At 40.2% G+C, this 20,989-nt stretch carries 14 protein-coding genes; 8 read left to right on the top strand and 6 right to left on the bottom strand.

The window, feature by feature from the left end:
* The first annotated feature begins 73 nt into the window (after positions 1–73).
* Together EHO65_RS03685 and hemW are read left to right on the top strand one after the other, a co-directional pair.
* A complete protein-coding gene (locus EHO65_RS03685) occupies positions 74–1,858 on the top strand; it encodes a glycoside hydrolase family 3 protein (protein WP_135772818.1) in 1,785 nt (594 codons plus the stop codon).
* 1 nt (position 1,859) lies between these two features.
* On the top strand, positions 1,860–3,026 hold the full coding sequence (hemW, locus tag EHO65_RS03680; RefSeq protein WP_135772817.1) for a radical SAM family heme chaperone HemW: 1,167 nt from the start codon (positions 1,860–1,862) through the stop codon (positions 3,024–3,026).
* Between the two features lies 1 nt (position 3,027).
* Here the strand turns inward: hemW and EHO65_RS03675 are convergent, their stop codons facing one another.
* The 4 genes from EHO65_RS03675 to ilvB form a co-directional block, all read right to left on the bottom strand.
* Entirely contained in the window at positions 3,028–5,103 is a 2,076-nt protein-coding gene (locus EHO65_RS03675) for a methyl-accepting chemotaxis protein (RefSeq protein WP_135772816.1), read from the bottom strand.
* A gap of 48 nt (positions 5,104–5,151) precedes the next feature.
* Positions 5,152–7,227 (bottom strand): methyl-accepting chemotaxis protein, encoded by a 2,076-nt coding sequence (locus EHO65_RS03670; RefSeq protein ID WP_135772815.1) that lies wholly within the window; start codon positions 7,225–7,227, stop codon positions 5,152–5,154.
* Positions 7,228–7,452: 225 nt separating this feature from the next.
* The gene (gene ilvN / locus EHO65_RS03665; protein WP_135772814.1) at positions 7,453–7,932 is read right to left on the bottom strand and encodes an acetolactate synthase small subunit; all 480 of its coding nucleotides are present in this window, start codon (positions 7,930–7,932) and stop codon (positions 7,453–7,455) included.
* On the bottom strand, positions 7,929–9,638 hold the full coding sequence (gene ilvB, locus EHO65_RS03660; RefSeq protein ID WP_208743959.1) for a biosynthetic-type acetolactate synthase large subunit: 1,710 nt from the start codon (positions 9,636–9,638) through the stop codon (positions 7,929–7,931). The genes ilvN and ilvB overlap by 4 nt, the downstream gene beginning before the upstream one ends.
* Positions 9,639–9,887: 249 nt before the next feature.
* Between ilvB and EHO65_RS03655 the strand changes: the two genes are divergently transcribed.
* Positions 9,888–11,006 carry a tetratricopeptide repeat protein gene (locus tag EHO65_RS03655; RefSeq protein WP_020770630.1) on the top strand — a complete coding sequence of 373 codons (1,119 nt, stop codon included), beginning with the start codon at positions 9,888–9,890 and terminating at the stop codon, positions 11,004–11,006.
* 1 nt (position 11,007) lies between these two features.
* On the opposite strand, the gene EHO65_RS03650 is transcribed toward EHO65_RS03655, so the two are convergent.
* Entirely contained in the window at positions 11,008–11,967 is a 960-nt protein-coding gene (locus tag EHO65_RS03650) for a metallophosphoesterase (protein ID WP_135772812.1), read from the bottom strand.
* A gap of 98 nt (positions 11,968–12,065) precedes the next feature.
* Between EHO65_RS03650 and EHO65_RS03645 the strand changes: the two genes are divergently transcribed.
* Together EHO65_RS03645 and EHO65_RS03640 are read left to right on the top strand one after the other, a co-directional pair.
* Positions 12,066–14,612: a methyl-accepting chemotaxis protein gene (locus tag EHO65_RS03645; protein WP_135772811.1), complete on the top strand. Its 2,547-nt coding sequence runs from the start codon at positions 12,066–12,068 to the stop codon at positions 14,610–14,612.
* An 83-nt stretch (positions 14,613–14,695) separates the two neighbouring features.
* A complete protein-coding gene (locus EHO65_RS03640) occupies positions 14,696–14,968 on the top strand; it encodes a hypothetical protein (RefSeq protein ID WP_010515454.1) in 273 nt (90 codons plus the stop codon).
* A gap of 144 nt (positions 14,969–15,112) precedes the next feature.
* Here EHO65_RS03640 and EHO65_RS03635 read toward each other — a convergent pair whose 3' ends face one another.
* On the bottom strand, positions 15,113–17,116 hold the full coding sequence (locus EHO65_RS03635; RefSeq protein ID WP_135772810.1) for a helicase: 2,004 nt from the start codon (positions 17,114–17,116) through the stop codon (positions 15,113–15,115).
* A gap of 195 nt (positions 17,117–17,311) precedes the next feature.
* On the opposite strand from EHO65_RS03635, the gene EHO65_RS03630 reads away from it, so the two are divergent.
* From EHO65_RS03630 to feoB, 3 genes are read left to right on the top strand one after another with little or no spacing between them, the layout of a single operon-like run.
* Entirely contained in the window at positions 17,312–18,613 is a 1,302-nt protein-coding gene (locus EHO65_RS03630) for an ABC1 kinase family protein (protein ID WP_135772809.1), read from the top strand.
* Positions 18,610–18,843 (top strand): FeoA family protein, encoded by a 234-nt coding sequence (locus tag EHO65_RS03625; RefSeq protein ID WP_008592751.1) that lies wholly within the window; start codon positions 18,610–18,612, stop codon positions 18,841–18,843. Before EHO65_RS03630 ends, EHO65_RS03625 begins: the two co-directional genes overlap by 4 nt.
* A gap of 3 nt (positions 18,844–18,846) precedes the next feature.
* Positions 18,847–20,988, top strand: coding sequence for a ferrous iron transport protein B (feoB, locus tag EHO65_RS03620; protein ID WP_135772808.1), 2,142 nt, complete (start codon positions 18,847–18,849; stop codon positions 20,986–20,988).
* Position 20,989 lies beyond the last annotated feature (1 nt).

Here is a 20,989-nt window from a genome sequence, read left to right as displayed (position 1 = left end):
TCCAAGCAAGGTCCCAAAAAGGACGCTTCAAGTTCTGCTTTACGAATACGCAACCGATTGGGATCTAGTAAGTATGTTCAAACGGTTACTAGTCGCAGGCGTTACTGCCGCTTTCTTACTCTTCTTATACCTTTGGTTGGGCCAATTCAGAAGTGAACTCCAAGCCCAGGAAATCCAAGAAGGAATGCTTCGTCAAGCTGAGGAGATTACTTCTAAACTCAGCCCAGAAGAATTAGTAGGTCAGGTCATCCATGTTGCAATACCTGGAACCATTCTAGATCCGATCGCTAAGAAAGAAATTGAGACGATCAAACCTGGTGGAGTGATCTTATTCGGAAGAAACTTGGGCTCCAAGTCTGAGATCAAATCTTTGAACAAAGATCTACAAACAAGTGCATTAGAAAATACTGGATTACCATTACTCATCTCAGTAGACCAGGAAGGTGGAAGAGTGATCCGAGTCAAAGACGGAGTGACTCAATTTCCTGGAGCAATGGCGCTCGGCCAAACCAAGGATAAAGACATGGCTAAAAAAGTTGGCTTTGTCACTTCTTACCAATTGAGAAAATTGGGACTGAACTTTTTATTCGCTCCTGATATGGACATCAATAATAATCCATTCAATCCGGTCATCAACACAAGATCTTTAGGAAGTAATCTAGAAACTGTATTAAATGCGGGAGTTTCTTATGAAGAAGGAGCAAGACTCGGCGGTTCTATTCCCGTAATCAAACATTTCCCTGGTCATGGGGACACCAATGTGGATAGTCATTTAGGACTTCCTAAAATAGAAAAAACCTTGGAAGAACTTAAAAACTTTGAGCTTATCCCATTCCAAACTGCTATCCAAAATGGCGCCGACGCGATCATGAGCGCACATATCGTATATCCAAAGATCGATCCGAACTTCCCCGCTACTCTTTCTTCTAAAATCCTAGGAGATCTACTTCGTAAAGAATTCCAATACCAAGGACTTATTATTACGGATGCGATGGAAATGGATGCGATAGACGAACATTACCAAAAAGAAGATCCGGGCGTGCTTGCTTTGATTGCAGGGGCAGATATTATTCTAATGACTAGCTGGGGTCCAACTACTCAATCCATGAGAGATCAGATCTTAAAGGCCTACAAAAAAGGAACCTTAGTAAGAGAGGGAAAAGATCTTTTAAAAGAAGCAGTCAAAAGACAAATTTATTATAAACTAAAATACGGGATCATCACAGAGTTTGCAGAAGGTCCTAAAAACGGAAGAGCGGCTTCAGTGTTCCCAATAGAACTTCCTGAAGTATTAAAAAACCATTTTGCAGAACAGGATAAGAATAGAGAAAATTTATTCTCCCAATATTACCAAGAAACTCTGAATAGAGATGTAAGCAGAAAGGCGATTGTTTCCTTTCCTAAAACTTTCCTACCTGAAAGTGCATCTATTGAAAATACGGTTTTCTATTTAAAGGGAGAAGAATTTCTTTCCGACCTAAAATCTCGTAATCTTACGAATTCAGATTTAGCTAGTCTGCGCAAAAAGTTGGAAAAAAAAGAAGTAAAACGTGCAGTTTTAAATTCATTCACCCAAACTGAATTGGATCTTGCGGCCTCTCTTGCTCAAAAATTCCCGGAAGCGGAGATCGTTTGCCTGCATTACGGAACTCCATTTTTGGATTTGCCGGATGTTTCAAATCTGAAAATTTTATTCTCTTTTTCTCCAACTCCAGAATCCAAAAAGGCATTATTGTATTCAGTGCTGGACAGAAAGAACGAGATCCCGCTTGTGGATCTGATCTTAAAACCGAATCCTAAAAAATCTTCTGCGTCTATAGAAACGGAAGTAGACTCGGTCAGCAAGAATACAAAATAATTTGGAAACAAGACTCCCGGTCATACAAAAAACTAACAGACCGGGAATCTATGTACACTATCCATTTTGCGTTCACAAATGTAGTTATTGTGATTTTTATTCGGAAGGAATAGGGTTAGAACCTTCTCCCCTGGAAGAAACTCTATTTTCCAAATATAAAGAAGAAGTTCTACTAAGACTTAAAAACTTTCCCGACTATCGAGACATTGTTTTTGATAGTTTGTTTTTCGGAGGCGGAACTCCTTCTAAAGCATCCTATACACGATATGCGGATTTTATAAAATTCTTAAAAGACAATCTAAATCTTTCCGCAGATTCTGAGATTACATTAGAATGTAACCCGGAAGATGTAACTCCCGAATATCTGCAAGGATTGTATGACGCGGGGATCAACAGAGTTCATGTTGGAATACAATCCTTTCTTCCCAAAAATCTGAAGTTTTTAGACAGATATTTCGACCCGGAAACTTATACCAGGACCTTGGAAGCATTACAAACTTCTAAAATAACAAATTATGGCGCGGACCTGATGTTCGGAGTTCCAGGACAGACAGAAAAAGAATTTTACGAAGATGCAAATTCTGTTTTGGCCTCGGGAGTTTCTCATATCAGCATTTATGCTCTCACTGTAGAAAAAGGAACAGAATATAGTAGAAAGGTTTCTGCAGGGAGTGCCGCTCCACCTTCCGAGGAAGTGCAGGAAAAAATCCTACAAGATTTGCCGGATTTTTTGAGATCCAAGGGATTTGTTCAATACGAGGTTTCTAATTATTCGAAGCCCGGACTCTTCTCTCGCCATAATATGAAATATTGGACCTACGAAAATTATTTGGGGATCGGACCTGGGGCTCACGGATTTTTACCTTCCGGTAGGTATTCCAACCCAAGAAACACTTCTGCCTATATAAATGGAACGGGAAAAAATCCGGACCTCTACGAAACCTCTGATCCATTTGAAGAAATCCTAATATCTCTTTTTAGGATATTCCTTCCGATCGATCTTAAAGATTTTTTGGATTATTTTCCCGATAAAAAAGAAACAATACTTTCTAAATTAAAACAAAAGGTTTCAGAAGGAAAATGTACCTTGGACGGTACAATCTTCCAATGGAATTCCAGTTCGGTTCTATTTTTAGACTCAGAAATTTTAGATCTTGCGGATAGGTAACTTAGTCCACTTTAAACTTTTCGATCAGTTTGGAAAGTTGTTCCGCTAACATTTGTGTCTCACCTGAGAATGTGGTAAGATCATCGGCCCCACCCGCTATCTCCTGAGTACCTTCTGAAATACTAAGGATCGTTTTGGTGATCTCATTCGTAGCGTTTTTCTGTTCGATAACCGCTTCTTCGATCTGCATACTGAAAGAAGTTAAAGTATTGGAACTAGTTTGGATCCTGCCCGTATTCGTCTCTTGGTCTTTCACGGAAACCAAAACTTTATTCGCAGAAATCTCGAACTCATTCACACTTTGTTTCAACTTTTTTAATATTAAAGAAGCTTCTTCCACCTTGGAGTTACCATTCATGACAGCATCGTTTGTGGATTCTACAAGTTCGCCGATCTCTTGGACCGAACTGGAAGTTTGGGAAGCAAGTTTGCCTATCTCTTCTGCAACGACAGCAAATCCTTTTCCTGCTTCTCCGGCCCTTGCCGCTTCTATCGCTGCGTTCAATGCGAGAAGGTTTGTTTTTTCGGAGATCTCAGTAATGATAGATAAGATTTCCGTAATTCTAGAGGCACTTTCTCCGATCTCACCCATTGCATTCGTGGAGGCAAACATCGCGTTCTCTCCGGTCACAGCTTGTCTTTTGGATTCTACCGCAAGATTGACCAGTCCCTGCATTTCTTGGTTGATACTTATGATCTGTTCTTTCAACCTCATTGAGTTGCCGTCTATCTCTTTGGTATTCTCCACTGCTTTTTCCATGGACTTACCTACGTTTTGAGCAGAAGCGGCAAGTTCCTCTACTGCCGCAGAAGATTCCTCAGCTGCAGAAGCTTGGGTCTGTGCAATATCCGCAAAGTTCCGAGAAGAAACAGCCATCTCTTCCGATTTAGAACCTAATTTTTCAGACGAAGATCTCATCTCCTTGACCACGTTCAGAAGATTTTCCCTCATCTGGTCCATAGAGATAAATAATGTACCGATCTCATCTTTTACGGGATAATCATTCTTAACCGTTAGATTTCCCTTAGCGATCTCATCCGAGAAACCGATCGCTTTCAAAAGGCCCGAACTCACGAGTCGATCAAATATTAAATTTAAAGAAAGTAATACTACAATCAAGATCAGGAAAGAAGAAAGAACGGCTTTTAGGATAATATCTCCAATATTTTCATAATATACCGAATTTGGAATGCTCACCATTAGAGTCCAAAACTTAGGATCCTTTCCAATATGGAATGGAAAATAATAAGAAGTGTTCCCTCCGGATTCGTATACGAATCTTTTTCCTTCGTTTACATTTTCCAGATATTGTTTTAATTCATTCTCGTCCGCGATCTTTTTACCGAGCAATTCTTGATTTTCTCCGTTGATCGCATACAATCCTGTAGAAGAAATGAGAGCGATATGTCCTTTGTTCCTAAAAGGTTTTTTATTTCCGATCCTCTCTTGCAAATTTTTCAGGTCTATGTCCATACCTGCGGCACCGTAAAATTGACCAGGTACACTGATCGGAACCACAAGAGAGATCATCAGAATACTTTTACCGCTTACAGTATAATGATAAGGACCAACCACTGTAGGTTTATCTGTTTTCTTAGTTACTTGATAAAAATCTCCGGTTCCGTCCGTATTCTCATAATCTCTTAACGGTTCCAAATCTATGATGTCTTTACCGCGAGCGCGGTTTAAATATGGAATAAAACGACCGGATCCGTCATGACCTAGCTTATTCTTATACAAAATATCCTTACCGTCATACGCATTCGGTTCATAACAAAGCCACATTCCGAAATAGTTTTCGTTTCGTTTCATAATCTCACGAAGAGTTTGGACTACCTGCTCTCTCCCCGGAGAAGCATAGATCAAAGGAAAACGAAAACCACGGATCAAACCCATGAGAGTATTCAATTCTTCCATAATTTCGAAAGTCCATCTTTCCGCGGTCACATCGGAACTCTGTTCCACTTCCTCTCTCAAATTCTGGTAAGAAGAATAGGAATTATAAGCCGCAAGCAGGGAGAATGCGGTGAATAGAACGATGGAAATATATAAAGAAATTCGGAGCCGAATACTCATAAGGGCTCCATTTTGAAATTGGAAAGAAATATTGGAATCTTTTTCTTTCTAGCTAACTTTGAATTTTCCTATTAGATTGGATAATTGCTCGGATTGCCCATGCATATCCCCGGAGAATGTAGTAAGATCGTCTGCACCGGTCGCAATATCCTGTGTACCTTCCGAGATATTTACGATAGTTTTGGTGATCTCCTCCGTTGCTCTTCTTTGTTCCGTCACTGCCTCTTCGATCTGAAGACTGAAAGTCATCAGGGAATTTGCACTTTCTGCGATCTCTTTGGTATTGGATTCCTGAGTTTTAACAGAACTCAAAACTGCTTTTGCTGATTTGTCGAATTCGTCTACCCTCTCCTTGATCCTTTGTAGTATCTGAGACGCTTCTCCCATTTTTTTGTTTCCATCCAAAACTGCAGTGTTTGTAGAATTGACTAGTCCACCGATCTCTTGGACCGAGCTGGAAGTTTGGGAAGCAAGTTTTCCGATCTCTTCTGCGACTACCGCAAATCCTTTTCCTGCTTCTCCCGCTCTTGCTGCTTCTATCGCCGCATTCAATGCGAGAAGATTTGTTTTTTCGGAGATCTCAGTGATCAAAGAAAGTATCTCATTAATACGGGAAGCACTGTCTCCAATCGCACCCATGGCACGGTTAGAAGTGCTCATCGCGGATTCTCCGGTAACAGCCTCATCTTTGGAAGAAGCCGCCAGACTCACCAGACTTTGCATCTCTGCATTGATACTCGCAATCTGTTCTTTTAATAAAATAACGTTTCCGTCAATCTCTCTCATACTAGAGACAGCTCTCTGCATAGACTTACCAACGTTTTGGGCAGAAGCAGCCAATTCCTCTACTGCTGCGGAACATTCTTCAGCTGCTGAGGCTTGGGTTTGTGCCACATCGGAAAAATTCCGAGAAGAAACAGCCATTTTCTCCGCTGTTCCGGCTAACTTATTTGTGGAAAATCCTATCTCTTTCACCACGCCGAATAGATGTTCTCTCATCGTATTCATCGCAGCTAATAACGCACCTATCTCGTCCTTACGATCATAATCGGACGAAGCGAGTAAATTTCCTTTCGCGATTTCTTCTGAAAAGCCGATCGCTTTTAATAAGCCCGCGGAGATCAATTTTTGGAATATAAAATGAAGAACAATCACTATCATACTCACAATGAGTAGAGAAGAGACAGCATTCTGAAAAAGTACACTTAATAGTTCCTTCGCAAAAATAGAATTAGGAATACTGATCTGCATGATCCATTGTTTCTGTCCTTTACCGATCTTGAATGGAAAGAAATGATGAGTATTACCATCAGATTCATATGTAAACCGTTCGTGTTCTTCCGATTTAGTTTGGACTAACTTTAATTCTTCTGCGTCCGGGATTACCTTACCTACTAAACTAGGATCACCACCATTAGCAGCGTAAATTCCTTTAGGAGAAATAAGAGCAAGATATCCTAAACCCCGGAATGGTTTTATATTTCCCATAGTCTCTTGTAATTGAGCGGTAGTAATGTCCAACCCAAGAACTCCCCAAAACTTTCCACCATTACTTACAGGAACACAAAGAGAGATCATCTGCACTTGTTTTCCACCGGCTGTGTACGTATATGGATCCGTTACCAAAGGTTCCATTGTCTTTTTAGGGATCTGATAGAAGTCTGCAGTTCCATCAGTTGCCTCATAATTGATAGAAGGTTCTATGACTGCATCCGTAACTGATTTTACGGAATGAACGTAAGTCACGAATCTTCCTGTGGAATCATGACCTTTCTTATTTTTATACTGAGCGTCCGCACCGTCGAATGCATTCGGTTCGTACACTACCCACATTCCGAACCATTTAGTATTCCGATGTAGGATCTCGAGCATCGTATTGATTACCTCTTCTCTCTTAGGATTGGAGAAGATAAGAAGCATCCTGAAACCTCTGGTCATTCCCATAGCGGTATCCAGATAATCTTTTACTTCAAAAGTATATCTTTCCGCGCTTAATGCAGAACCGGACTCGATCTCGGAATGCAAACTGCGATATGAGATCACCGAATTGATCGCAGTAAGAACTGCAAAACCCAAAAATAAAACTAAGGAGAGATATAATGAAATTCTGGCCCTGATACTCATAGGAGGGAATTAGAATAGGGAAACCGCAAATATGGAACAAAAAAAATTCTTTCCGATACGAAATTGTAAAAAAGAAAAACGATCCGAGTATGAGATGGTTTTATTTCGAATATTTGTTAGTTTTTACTTGGAAATTAATTTCCAAGCGGATCCTCATTGTAATCTAATTGTAATAATTTTGTAACAATAGATTGAACTAAGAAAATCTGTTAGATGCGAACAGAATCAGGTAGATCTGTATTTTAAAGCAATCTGGCCAGTACGAGCAATTTCTTGGATCCCATACTTCTGCATCATTTCCATAAAATGTTCCACCTGTCTGGTATTTCCGGAAAACTCTATGGTCATTGTGGTTTTGGTCAGATCCGCAATTTTCGCCTGGAATACTTCGCAAATAGAAATGATCTCGGTACGATTTGAATCTTCTACCTTAACCACTACAAGTACTAGCTCTCTGCTAATACAATCATGATACGCAAGATCCTCTACTTCGATCACATCAGGAAGTTTCAGAAGTTGGCGTTTTACCTGCTCTACTACGGAATCATCTCCCTTTACAACGATCACCATATTCGAAATTTCAGGATCCTGGGTAACACCTACCGCGATGGAATCTATATTATAACTTCTTCTGGTAAATAGACCGGACACATGGCTCATCACACCCGGATGATTGTTTACCAAAATTTTCAGTATATGTTTCATTTTTTACCGGCCCGAACTGTGTCGGAAAATTCGATCATGTCTTTTTGGGATTTGCCCGCAGGGATCATAGGGAATACTTTTTCTTCTGCAGGGATCATGACTTCTAGGATCCTTGCATCATCATCTTCTAAGAAAAATTCTAAAGCCTTGTCGATCTCGGATTTATTAGAAATTTTTAATCCTTTTATGGAATAAGCTTCTCCTAATTTTACGAAATCAGGATTATAATTCCATTCAGACTCGGAGAATCTTTCCTCATAGAATAATTCCTGCCATTGGCGGACCATTCCTAAGAAGTTATTATTGAAGATCAGGATCTTAACCCCTTTCTTATACATCGCGATGGTTGCCAATTCCTGGATATTCATCTGGATAGAACCATCTCCGGAAACACAGATCACTGTTTTATTAGGATTTCCGAATTTAGCTCCTATCGCCGCAGGAAGACCGTAACCCATGGTGCCAAGTCCTCCGGAAGTAAGCCATCGATTTGCTTCTTCAAAAAGATAGTATTGAGCGGCCCACATTTGGTGTTGCCCCACATCCGTGGAAACAATCGCTTTTCCCTTACTCTTTTCGTATAATTTCTGCAAGAATGCCTGAGGTTTGATGGTATCCGTAGAATCATCAAATTCTAATGGATGGTTTTTCTTAATCGTATCTAAAAATCCAACCCATTCAGGACGATCTACCTTATTCACTTTCGGAATAAGTGCCTTTAGGACTTCTTTCAAATCTCCGTGTAAAAGATAATCTACGGATACTCTTTTGTTAAATTCTGCGGTATCTATATCGATATGAGCGCGTACAGCATTCTCCGCAAATTCTCCAGGCTTAGCAACTCGGTCGTCAAACCTAGCTCCCAAATTTAGAATATAATCACATTCTAATACAGCCTTGTTGGCATAAGCAGTTCCGTGCATCCCGAGCATTCCAACGGAAAGTTGGTGAGTTCCTGGAAATGCTCCGATCCCCATAAGAGTTGTGGTAACAGGGATATTTCCCTTCTCCGCGAGCTCCTTGATCTCTTTGGAAGCATTTGCATTAATCGCTCCTCCTCCCACATAAAGAAGAGGACGTTTTGCCTTATTCAATGCAGCCGCGAAAGAATCTAGATCTCCACCGATCGGAGGTTTTTGATAATGTCTAGAATCTATTTTAAGTTTATCTACTTTGCGGACGGAAGTGAGTTCGGTCTGAACGTCTTTAGGAAAATCCAAAAGAACGGGACCAGGTCTTCCACCCAAAGCGACTAAGGTCGCCTCTTGGAAATGTCTAGCGATATCATCCGCAGACTTTATAAGTGCATTGTATTTTGTGATCGGGATAGTGATCCCATAAATATCAGCTTCTTGGAAAGCATCCGTTCCAATTGCGTTGGTTGCCACCTGTCCGGTGATCGCAAGAATAGGAACCGAGTCTAGTTTTGCATCCGTAAGTCCAGTCACAAGGTTCGTGGCACCAGGACCGGAAGTGGCAATACATACTCCGAGCTTACCTGTAGAACGAGCATACCCCTCTGCCATATGGATCGCACCTTGTTCATGGCGAACTAGGATATGTTTTATTTTAGTACTTTTATATAATTCGTCGTAAAATGGCAGAATTGCTCCGCCGGGATATCCGAAGACGATATCCACTCCATATTCTTCCAGGAGTTCGACCATCAAGCGGGCACCGGAGATTTTTGCTTCGGTTTTCGGCATCTTTCCCTCGTTAGAATCCATTCCATGCGAAGTAAGGGCCCTGTCAAGAAGGAAGAATGGACTATAACTTTCGTATTATTTTATGCGCTGCAAACCGGCATTTCTCTCTTTTTTTCCAATTTCAAATTTTCTTTACGGATTTAGTACCAAGGAAAACCTTTACTCATCCGTCAAAGTAATATTAAATAAAAAATTGAATGAAGAATCTCCCAGATCTTCTTTCTAAATTTAAAAAGGAACTTCGGTCCTATGAACGAGCCTATTGAAAAACCCCAAGCAGGAAAGGAAGAAGAAGATTCACATTTTGCTCAGATCAAAAGTTTAGCAAAAGAAGCCTACCGTTTTCTGGATAGCAGACAATGGGACAAGGCCGAATCTAAATTGAAGGAACTTCTGGCTAAAGAACCGAGTAATACTTACGGTTTAGTCGGGATGGGAGACCTTCATTTTAAACGAAAGGAATTCAGACAGGCTCTGGATTTTTATAACAGATGTATCAAAGAAGATTCATCCAATAAATTCTCTTTAATGGGGCTTATGAACTGCTATAGAGAGATGAATCTACTCAATCGGGTCATCGAAGTAGCGGAAGAATACAGGCATATTACTATCACTGACGCATCTATTCTAAGTAGAGTTGCGGACGCTCATAGAAAACTCAAAAACTTCAAAGAATCAGAAGTTTATTATATGCAGGCATTGCAGATCAATCCTAAAGATCAGTATGTGATCGTAGGTTTGGGACATCTATTCTTTGCCTGCCAAAGATACAAAGACGCAATCAGCTGGTGGGAAAAACTTTTAGTTATCCAACCTGATAATATCAAGATCCTAACCGAGATCGGTAATAGCTATCGTAAGATCAAAGACTTTGATGAAGCGATCCGTTATTATCGCAGAGCTGCGGATTTAGATCCAAGGAACTTCTTTGCGCTATACGGTTTGGCAGAATCCTATCGTGGTAAAAAAGATTTCCGTAAAGCAAACGAGTTCTGGGAAAGAATTTTGGAATTCGATCCGGACAATAAACTTATCATCAACAGATATGCGGATAGTTTAAGAGGTATGGGAGAATTTGATAAAGCATTAGAATGTTTTAATAGAATTCTTTCCGAAGGTGAAGACTATTTTGCACTTCTTGGAAAAGCTTCTTCCTTAAAAATGAAAGGTGCAAGAGACAAGGCGGAGGAAATTTATGTGGACCTTCACAAAAAGTTCCCGATGGATCCTCGCCCTGTGGTAGAACTTTCAGAACTTTATTCCGATATGGGAAAAAGAGACGAAGCTCTCAAGTTACTAAACGATTTCCACAAAAAGCAGCCTTTAAACGAGGAAGTGAAACAAAAGCTGGATTCTTTTTCGGAATAATTCAGTCTTTTATTTCTATACGATTTTTCTCCCTCTCTATAAACTCAGGGAGGGGGAAAATTTCCTCCACTCCATTCTTCAAATATTTCGCCTCCGCAGTCCAATTTCCATTCTTTCTAATTAGTTCCACATGATGGTGCCAAATATTTCCTTCTTTGTCTGGAAAGATGCGAGGTACTCGAGCCGGATTTAAATAAAGAGTACCTTCTTCTTTTCTTTTCCAAATCCGAGTCTTCACTCTTAATTTTCTAGAAGAATGGTGCATATGCCCGGCAATTACAACCTTTGGTTTTTTGCCTTGGCCTGCGATCTTTCGGATAAAATCACCTAGATCCTTGTCTCCAAAGTCCCCTTCTTCTTCCTTAAAATCGCAACCCCAGATATCATGAGCTTTATCTCCTAGACCGGAAGGACCATTATGAGCAAGAATGATCAGATCTTGTTTCTGGAAGTCAATGTTCTGGATCAATTCATGGAGTTTTTTCTCCGATTCTTCATAAGAAGAAATTCCAAACACAGATTTAATAAATATTGGAAAATTAAATCTGGCTCCCATAGAAAGAGGTCTGGCGCCCAAAAGTGAAAGTCCAGGTCCAACCTCTGAAAGATTATATTGGCAGACATACGCATCTCCTAAATCTTTTAGTAACTTTTTGTATCTAAGAAGATGGAATGTATGACTTAAATATCCCATGTTAGATGAAGCATTCGTAATCTCCATTAGTAATTGAGGGATAGAAGTAGTATCATGATTTCCTAAAATGATATACTTTGGTTTCCGAACTTTAGAGATCAATTGGGCGATTTTGTTCGTATTCCCCGGTCGATTGTTTCCAAGATCTCCCGTAAATATCACGGAATCATAATTACTTTTGGAAAAGTATTCTGTATCGACCCAGGTCCAGAATCCATGTATATCACCTACTACAGCGATCCGCTTATCAGAAGAATCAAATATCAATTTTACATTCCTAAATTTTAGGTTTCGTTCTTTGGGCTTTTTAAAAGAAACTTTTTTAGATCATACTAGGTCGAAAAAAAAATCAACCAGGATCGCGCATGAAAAACATAAACAAAGAAATTTCCGTCTTCTCCGCAAGGTTTCTATTCTTAACGGAAGGTCTAGGTTATTTGATCGGAACTCCATTTGCGATCGTATTTTTGATCCATTTTATGGACTTGGATCTCAAAGGAGCAGACTCTCTTTGGTTCGTCATGGGAGTGATCTTCGTTCTAGGACTCATCACCAGTTCACTTTCTTCTTTTTATAAATTAAAACCGTTACGAAAATATTCCAAACAATTTGCAGAAGGTGCTGTGACTAGAGAAACAGTCATGGGCGCTCAAAAAGCAGTCTTCCGTCTTCCAGTTCTTCACGCCCTAGACATACTCGTCCGGATCTGGTTAGGAGGAGGGATCTTTGTAGTTTCACTTGGGATATTTCTTCCGATCAGCAAAACGGATTATTCTATTCTTTTAGGACTGATCGTATTCGGGGGCCTATGGAGTGCCGTTTATTTTTATCTGATTGCTGATTGGCTAAAGGACAATTTAACAAGAACAGATCTATTCGGCTCCATTTCATTAGAATCCCTTGTTAAACTCAATCTAACCAAAACACTCGCATTGATCTTCTTTTCCATCGTCCTGGTTTTGGCAATCGGGGTTTCTCTAGTAGTTTATAAGCTTAATTATGAATCTTTAAAGAATGCTTTTACTAACCAAATGGTGAATGTTGCTCAAACCCTGGACCTTCTCACCCAAGGGATTTACGAGGACACAGAAGAGGAAGCTGAACTCATTATCCGAAACAAAACCTTAGGGCTCTTGGTCTCTCAGAAAAAATGGAAAGAAGCGGAGAATTTCCTAAATAATTTTTTAGGATCCAGCCAAAGATTCGAAGGAATAGCGGTTTGGAAAGAGGCGGGAGACTGGTTCTCTCATTCTGTAGGAACAGGAACCTTAGCAAGTAGCGCAATAGTTCCTTTAACTTCTGCTTTCCAACTTCCAGGAGCTGATGAGATCAGAAATATGAATAAGGAGAAGGCTTTCTTTTTTAGCGAACCTTCTAATTCCACCCAAAACGGTTCTCCAGTCATTTTGTATATTAGAGAATTTGAATTGAGTGATGGCTCTAAAGCGTTTTTGGTATTTTCAGTTCGGATAGGAGATCTGACAAATAATATCGTTCAATCCATCAAGATTGGAAAAACAGGTTATCCCGGGCTTCTCACTCCTAAAATGACCTTCTTAAATCATATCAGCGAAAATATGAGATTAAAAAAGATGGAAGATCTTCCTTTCGCTAAGTCATTCATAAATGCGCAAGATGGAGTCGCTATCAAGTACGTGATGGATGGCGCTTATAAATCTATGGTAGTTCATACAAATAAAAAGTATGGATTTAGATCTTTTGTGACCATAGTAAATGAAGAAGTTTCTAAGGAAGCAATTTCTACTATCTTCTATATGTTAGCGATCTCATTTAGCGGATTGTTTGTGATTGGATTTATCATTTATTTCATTTTATCCAAAAGTTTAAAACCTTTAAGAGATAGCCAAAACCTGATCGAAAAAATGTCGGAAGGAGATCTTACTCATAAGCTCACAGTTCTTTCCAGAGATGAGATCGGAGAAATGGCGATCAGTATCAATGAATTCAATCGTAAAGTAAGAGCAGTTCTTCATAAAATTTTCGATGCGTCTCATAGTTTGGCAAATTCTTCCGAAGAAATGTCAGGCACCTTAAAAACGATCTCGGATAATGCACAAAGCCAAGCAGCCGCCTCCGAGGAAATTTCAGCTTCTATCGAGGAGATCTCTGCGGGAATGGATGCAATCTCTTATAGAACAAAAGAACAAGTCAGTCTTCTAAACTCTTTGGATTCCGAGATGGTGGAATTTTCCGGTTCTATCCTGGCCACTTCTGAAAATCTAGAAAATACTCTTTCGCATGTGAAAGAGATCACTGATGAAGCGAGAAGAGGAGGAAAATCTCTGGAACTCACTGACCAAAGTATCCGTAAAATTTCCCAGAGTTCCGACCAGATCACAGGTGTGATCGAAATTATCACAACAATTTCAGAACAGATCCATCTTCTCGCGTTGAACGCTGCTATCGAGGCCGCAAGAGCCGGTGCCGCAGGAAAAGGGTTTGCAGTAGTCGCAGACGAAATTTCCAAACTTGCCGACAAAACTTCCGACAGCATGAAGGAGATAGAAAATATCATCCAAGCAAACGAAACTGAGATCGGGATCGGAGTCAGTAATATCCGGGACACAGTAAGTGTGATCGGAGGGATTATCCAGAGAATTGAAACAATCTATATACGGATGAATGAAGTATCTTCCGTGATGGGAGAGCAGTTGGTCCGAAATAAGGTCGTAAACAAAAAAGGCCAGGAAGTGAAGGAAAGATCGGAAGGTATCCAAACTGCTATCCAAGAGCAAAAACTGGCAATCGAAGAAATTTCGAAAACAATCTCGAGTATTAACGACCTGACCCAATCTAACGCATCTTCCACAGAAGAACTGAGTTCCGGTTCAGTAGGCCTCGCCCATTTGTCCGAGGATCTGAAAAACCAAGCAGAGTATTTTCATTTTTGAAAATGCTCTCCGGATTTTCGGGAGAAAAAGAAGATTTCGAAACTTAGTTGCATTTTAGAGAATTTATTCTAATTTGCGCTTATATGGAATGGGAAAAGATCTTAAGGGACTCTGTAAGGGACGGTTCAATCAAGGAATTGTATCTCAGGAGAGTTCCCACCCTGAAAACCTGCGATGACTGGAATAAGGTAAAGGAAATAGGTCTGATCGATCACAAAACCAAGTACGCCCATTATAAGGGTGGATTGGTCAAATTCGGGGAAGGTCTTTTTTTCGTGAGCGAAGAAAGGCTACAGGCCCTTGCTCCATTCCGCAAATGGGAATTCAAAACCAAGATCAAAGTCACTCCGGACTGATTTAAAATCCTTCTACATTTTTTCACGCAAAGGCGCTAAGGAAAGAAGGTTAGCGCCCAAAAATCTTGAAACTAAATATATACTTTGAATAACAATTAGAAAAGAACCTTCTATTCTTCGCGGCTTCGCGTGAGCAAAAAGAATTTACCTAGTAAGGTTGATGATCAGGTTCAGTTTTTCTGCGACTGTGATCACGTCTTGGACGCGAGTTTTATCCACAAGCACTGCAGTTGGTCCAATCTCGTCCAGAACGATCTTCTTCCCTTTGATCTGACCAAGTAGAAGTTCCATCACGTTCTGGTCTTTGGTGCGAACCAGTACACAATCTTCCGCTACTTCCACAACAGGCAGGTTGCCACCCCAATCTTCTAATAAGAATAAAAGGTTTTGAGCGAGTTCCGCTTTGCTAGAAGCTTTTAAGAAGTCTACGAACTCGTTTGTTTTGTATCCCAGAAGAATTCCCAATTGGTATGCTTCTTTGGTAAGAACGAAAGTATAAACTCGATCGTAGTCTTTTAATTCTGTGAACGCTTTTAAAAGATGAATTCCGTAAATAGAAACTTTCTCAGGGAATGCGATCACGGAGAAGTCCGGGTTGATCGTGATTCCACCCTTCTCCGTAACACCGGCAAGCTCTCCTGTTTGGAAGAAATATTCTCCGAGTTTAGAAAGAGTTAAGAAACGGTTTGGGTATTCTACTTCTAATAATCCGAATAAATGCAGATAGAAGATCGCACTCATGATCTCCTTACGAAGATCCGCCAGATCAGTCTGGAAATTTTTAGTACGGAAACCAGGGCTGAAGATCAAATGTTCCCTGATAATATTAGAGAAAATAACAGAAAGATGAATACGCTTAGACTTGATAATCAAGTTCACACATTTGTCCAAAATCATCTTATCGTAAAAAGGCATTTCAGTAGGTTGGAAAACCTCAGGCGGATTTACCCGTTTCATTCTAGCCTCGTTCACCTCATGGATGACGAGTTTCATGATCTCGAATATATCCTTTGCGAGAAAACCATCCAGGTCCCCTCTTAGAATGATATTCTCCCCTTTAATATCCGCCAAGTTCAGAAGTTTCAGTATAGGAAGGATAAGTTCCATCTGATAGATCTGGCTTTTCTCCGGGAAGATACTGATATCGGGATTTAATAATTCCTGTTCTGTTCTTTTATGATCCGCCTGTTTTACCTTTCCGGATTTTGCCAGGACCAAGCCCTTTCTGCTAATATAAGAAAGAAGCTTTTTGGTATTTAAGAAGAAATCCAACTCGTTAGTGGCGAGTTTTTCCTGTCTTTGGCGAGTTCCTTTTTTAACGGAAGGAAGGATCGGATTATTTTGGATATATTTTAAAAGTTCTTCCGGTAGAGCGAAAATTCTTACGAACTTCTCCTCTACGAAACAAACGTCGGCGATCATTCCCTTTTCGACTAATGCAGGAATGATTGTCTCGTATTTGCCTCTGCTCATCACGATAAAACTTCTGATATCGTCTGCGTCAGCAGCACCGCCACTTAGATAGATCCTGACTACAGTGTCCCTTTCTAATTCGGATAAGGAAACGATAGCTGCCTCATACGCCTCGTCAGAAGTCGCGTGAGTGATAAACTTGCGAATACTGTCGATCTTTGCAGGAGCCTTGACTGCCTTCTTCCATTCGTTGGAAATATCTGTCAGCTTCTTGCGATCTAGAAGTTTTTCGACGGAGACCTTGTATTTGTCCCCTTTTAGATTTTGGTCTAACGAAACAAGGGCAGCCAGCTCGTCATAAGCATGATACTTATCCAGGTTATTGGTAAGTCTTTCTCTGTTTTTTCTTTGGTATACGAGCTGGTATTTGCGGAGAAGGTTAAGTTCCATCTCCACGTTGATTGGAGGAATATTTACTTTACGGGAGATTTCTCCCAAGGTGAGAACATTCTTATTTTTTAAGATAGAGGTATAGATATTAACTTGGAGTACAGTAAGTTTTTCCAGTACACCTTTAAGGTAAAACTCATCTAGAAAGCTGTCGAAAAGAAACTTAACGTTCTTATTCTTTTCTTTGAACGGAAGCTTTGGAATGTTCCAGAGAGCGGCTGTCTTCTTTAGGTCGTTCAGTTCGAGTTTTTCTAATTCTTGCAATAATACTGATTCGCCACTCATACTACTGACCGAAATTCTCGTTCGAGAGCCATACTCTAATTCTCGCCGCTGCCGTAAACCAAAATACGGTTTTCTCGGCGGAACATGGAGAATAGACCCGAGTACCTTTCTTCAGGTTCCTTTATCCCGATTTGAGTATCTTTTCTACCTGATTTGGATTGTGTTCCTTTCAAGTTCTCTTAATCTGGAGCTGAAATGCCAGGATTCCTCGATCAACTTCTGCAAGGGGTAAACAGCGCTAGTCGTATAGTGACCAGTAGTTATGTTTTTTCCACCAAAACCATCCTCCTTTTAAAAGATTTGGCTACAGGAGGAAGTAGTTCCCGTAATATTCCGGTCCGATTGAGAGAAGCGTTTGAAGAATTAGGCGCAACGTATATTAAATTAGGCCAGTTCATCGCTTCTGCCCCTTCTCTTTTCCCAGAAGAGATCGTAACAGAGATGCAAAAATGTTTGGATTCCGTACGACCACTTCCTTTCTCAGAAGTCCAGAAAGTATTAAAAAAAGAACTGGGTAGAGATTACCAAAAATTATTCCAAAGTATAGATCCGGTCCCGATGGCATCTGCGTCTATCGCGCAAGTCCATTCTGCAGTGACAAAAGACGGTTTGGACGTAGTCGTAAAAGTACAAAGACCGGATATCGAAAGTGCGTTAGGAGCTGATTTAAACCTTCTATTCTTAGCATCCAAACTATTCGAAATATTTGTGCCTGGGCTGAATAAATCTGGGCTTTCAGAAATGGTGGGAATGTTCCAATCTTCCATCTTAGAAGAAATAGATTTTATAAAAGAAGCAAACAATTGCGAAGAATTCGAAAGGTATCTTCTATCTTCCGGCGAAACCAGAGCAAGAGTTCCTAAAATTTACAGAGAACTTAGCACCAAAAAAGTTTTGGTCATGGAAAAATTCTACGGAGCTCCCATTACCGACGAAACTTCTCTTCGAAAATTCAGCAAAGATCCTTCCAAAACACTTTCAGATGCGTTGGAGATCTGGTTTTCCACACTTTCTAAATCAGGGTTTTTCCATGCGGACGTACATGCAGGAAACCTAATGATCCTAAGAGATGGAACAGTAGGTTTTATCGATTTCGGGATCGTGGGAAGGATTTCCTCCAAAGTTTGGGAAGGTCTAATGATCTTTTTAGAAGGACTCGCACTGAATAGAACAGACAGGATCGCAAGCGGTTTGGTCCGTATGGATGGAACTGCCTCTGGAATAGACGAGAAAAAATTAGCCAAGGATCTTGAGACTGTTTTTGACCAAATGAGTAAGATGGTCCTGGACATCCAAATGGGAGAGTTGGACGCTTTCGACGAGAAGAAGATGAATACTATTCTTTTCGAGTTCCGAGATATTTCGGATAGGAATGGATTAAAGATCCCCAAAGAGTTTGGACTTCTTATCAAACAAATCTTATACTTTGATAGATATATCAAATCTTTCGCGCCTGAATTAGATCTGATCCGGGATAGGGAAAAATTTATAAAATGAAATCCAAACTTTTCGAATTAGAAGAGGGAGAATCCGGTAAAATTACCGGAATTAAAAACGAATCCGGAAAAACGGGACTAGTACGAAACCTTTTAGACATGGGTTTTCTCCCCGGAACAAAAATCACTGTGGTCCGAAAATTCCAGGACCAAGATAAGATGATCGTAAAATTAGGCCTTGTCCGACTGGCCATTCGGAAATTAGAAGCGGACCTTCTGGAATTGAACTAGTTTATGAAATTATTAAATACTGAAATACAGACTCCGGAGCAAAAAACAGAAAAATCCAGAGTTTTACTTACTGGAAATCCAAACTGCGGAAAGTCCACATTATTCAACAGACTTACAGGACTTAGACAAAAAACGGGAAACTATCACGGAGTCACCGTAGAAAAGGCAGAAGGTACCATCCATACAGACGATAGGACCGTGCATATAGTAGACCTTCCTGGAGCTTATAGTTTAGGCGGAGAATCGGAAGATAAACAGGTAACAACCCGCATTCTTCTTTCTAGAGATACGGAAGACAAACTCATCTTCGTATTGGATGCAGTTGCAATCGAAAGAGGACTCCAATTTTTACTACAGGTATCTTCGCTGAAGATACCTATGATAGTTGCAGTCACAATGAATGATACCTTAGAAAAGAAGGGAGTTCATTTAGATCTCAAAGTTTTATCGAAGGCCTTCGGAGTTTCTTTCTATTTCGTAAACCCAAGATCAGGAGAAGGTGTAGAAGTTTTCGAAAAAGTCTTAACAGACCCTTCTTCGTACAAAACGCCCGATCCTGATTTTTCCTGGGATAAAAAAAGGACCGCGCTGATCGAATCCGTACTTTCTAAACTTTCCGTAGACGATCCGGATTCTGTTAGATTCGTTCTGGAAAATAGTTTTAAAGAATTCAGCGGAGAAAGTTTACAAACAGGACTTCCTTCTTCCAAATTTTTCCCAGAACAAACTCGAAATTTCATCCATTCTGAATGGGAAAAATCTAAATTAGAATTTTCTTATGGAGAAGAGTTGGTCCAAAGATCCATCTGGATCAAAAAACTTTTATCCAAAGCAGTTTCAGGCTCTGAAATCGCCGAAAAAGGGATTTTAGGATTTGCCGATAAAATACTTTTGCATCCGATCTGGGGGCTTACGATCTTTTTAGGTATCATGGCGCTCGTATTCCAATTCTTATTCACCTGGTCAGAATTGCCAATGGACTGGATAGAGACTAGGATCAGTGATCTTGCAGATTGGACAGGGAATTATTTACCGGAAGGACCGGTGCGTTCCCTCATCCAAGAAGGAATGATAGGAGGAGTTGGTGCGGTTTTAGTTTTTATCCCTCAAATTAGTCTGCTCTTCTTATTCATAGGGATCATGGAAGAAAGCGGATATATCGCGAGAGCTTCTTTTCTTATGGATAGATTCATGGGGAGATTCGGACTTTCAGGAAAATCATTTATACCATTACTTTCCAGCGCGGCCTGTGCAGTCCCTGCGATTATGGGAACCCGGACCATAGAGAACAAAGCGGACAGGCTAACTACAATTTTAGTATCACCTCTTATCACCTGCTCCGCCAGATATCCAGTTTATATTTTAGTTATAGGAACAGTTTTCTCTGCAGAACCTGTTTTTGGGATCTTCTCTCCGAAAGTCCTAGCGTTATTCGGTCTTTTCCTATTGGGAATGTTTGCTTCGATGGGAGCTGCGTTCTTATTTAAAAAAACTTTTTTCAGATCTGAACCAGCTTACTTTTTGATGGAGCTCCCTAGATACCAATGGCCTTCTCTCAAAAGTTTATTTTTTACAGTTTATAAGAAGATCAAAGCTTTTATTGGAAACGCAGGAAAAGTAATCTTATTCATTTCTATCATTCTATGGTTCTTGGCAAATTATCCAAGGGTAGAAGGTCTTAAGAACCAAAACTTAAGTTCTTCCCAGGTAAAGTCCTTACAAATCTCCGAATCATACGCAGGACGAATGGGAAAAATGATGGAGCCGATTTTAGAACCGATAGGTTTCGGTTGGAAGATGGGACTCGGGATCATTACTTCATTCGCAGCGAGAGAAGTAATGGTATCCACATTGTCCATCGTATACGGGGTCCAAGGAGAAGATTCCGAGGATGAAAATCTAAGGTCTGCACTCAGAAAAGATAAAGATCCTGAAACCGGAAAACCTGTTTGGACGATTGCAAGCGCACTTAGTTTACTTGTGTTTTTTGCATTCGCCTGCCAATGTATGTCTACTCTTGCGGTTGTAAGAAAAGAAACAAATTCACTTTTCTGGCCGGTTTTTATGTTCACATACATGACGGTTCTTGCATATACTTCTTCTTTTTTAGTTTTCCATTTTTCTAAATCTTTAGGCTGGAATTAAG

The organism is Leptospira andrefontaineae (genome assembly GCF_004770105.1).
Taxonomy (GTDB): Bacteria; Spirochaetota; Leptospiria; order Leptospirales; family Leptospiraceae; genus Leptospira_B; species Leptospira_B andrefontaineae.
Note: the sequence above shows the minus strand (reverse complement) of the source record. Positions and strands in the feature narration are given on the sequence as shown.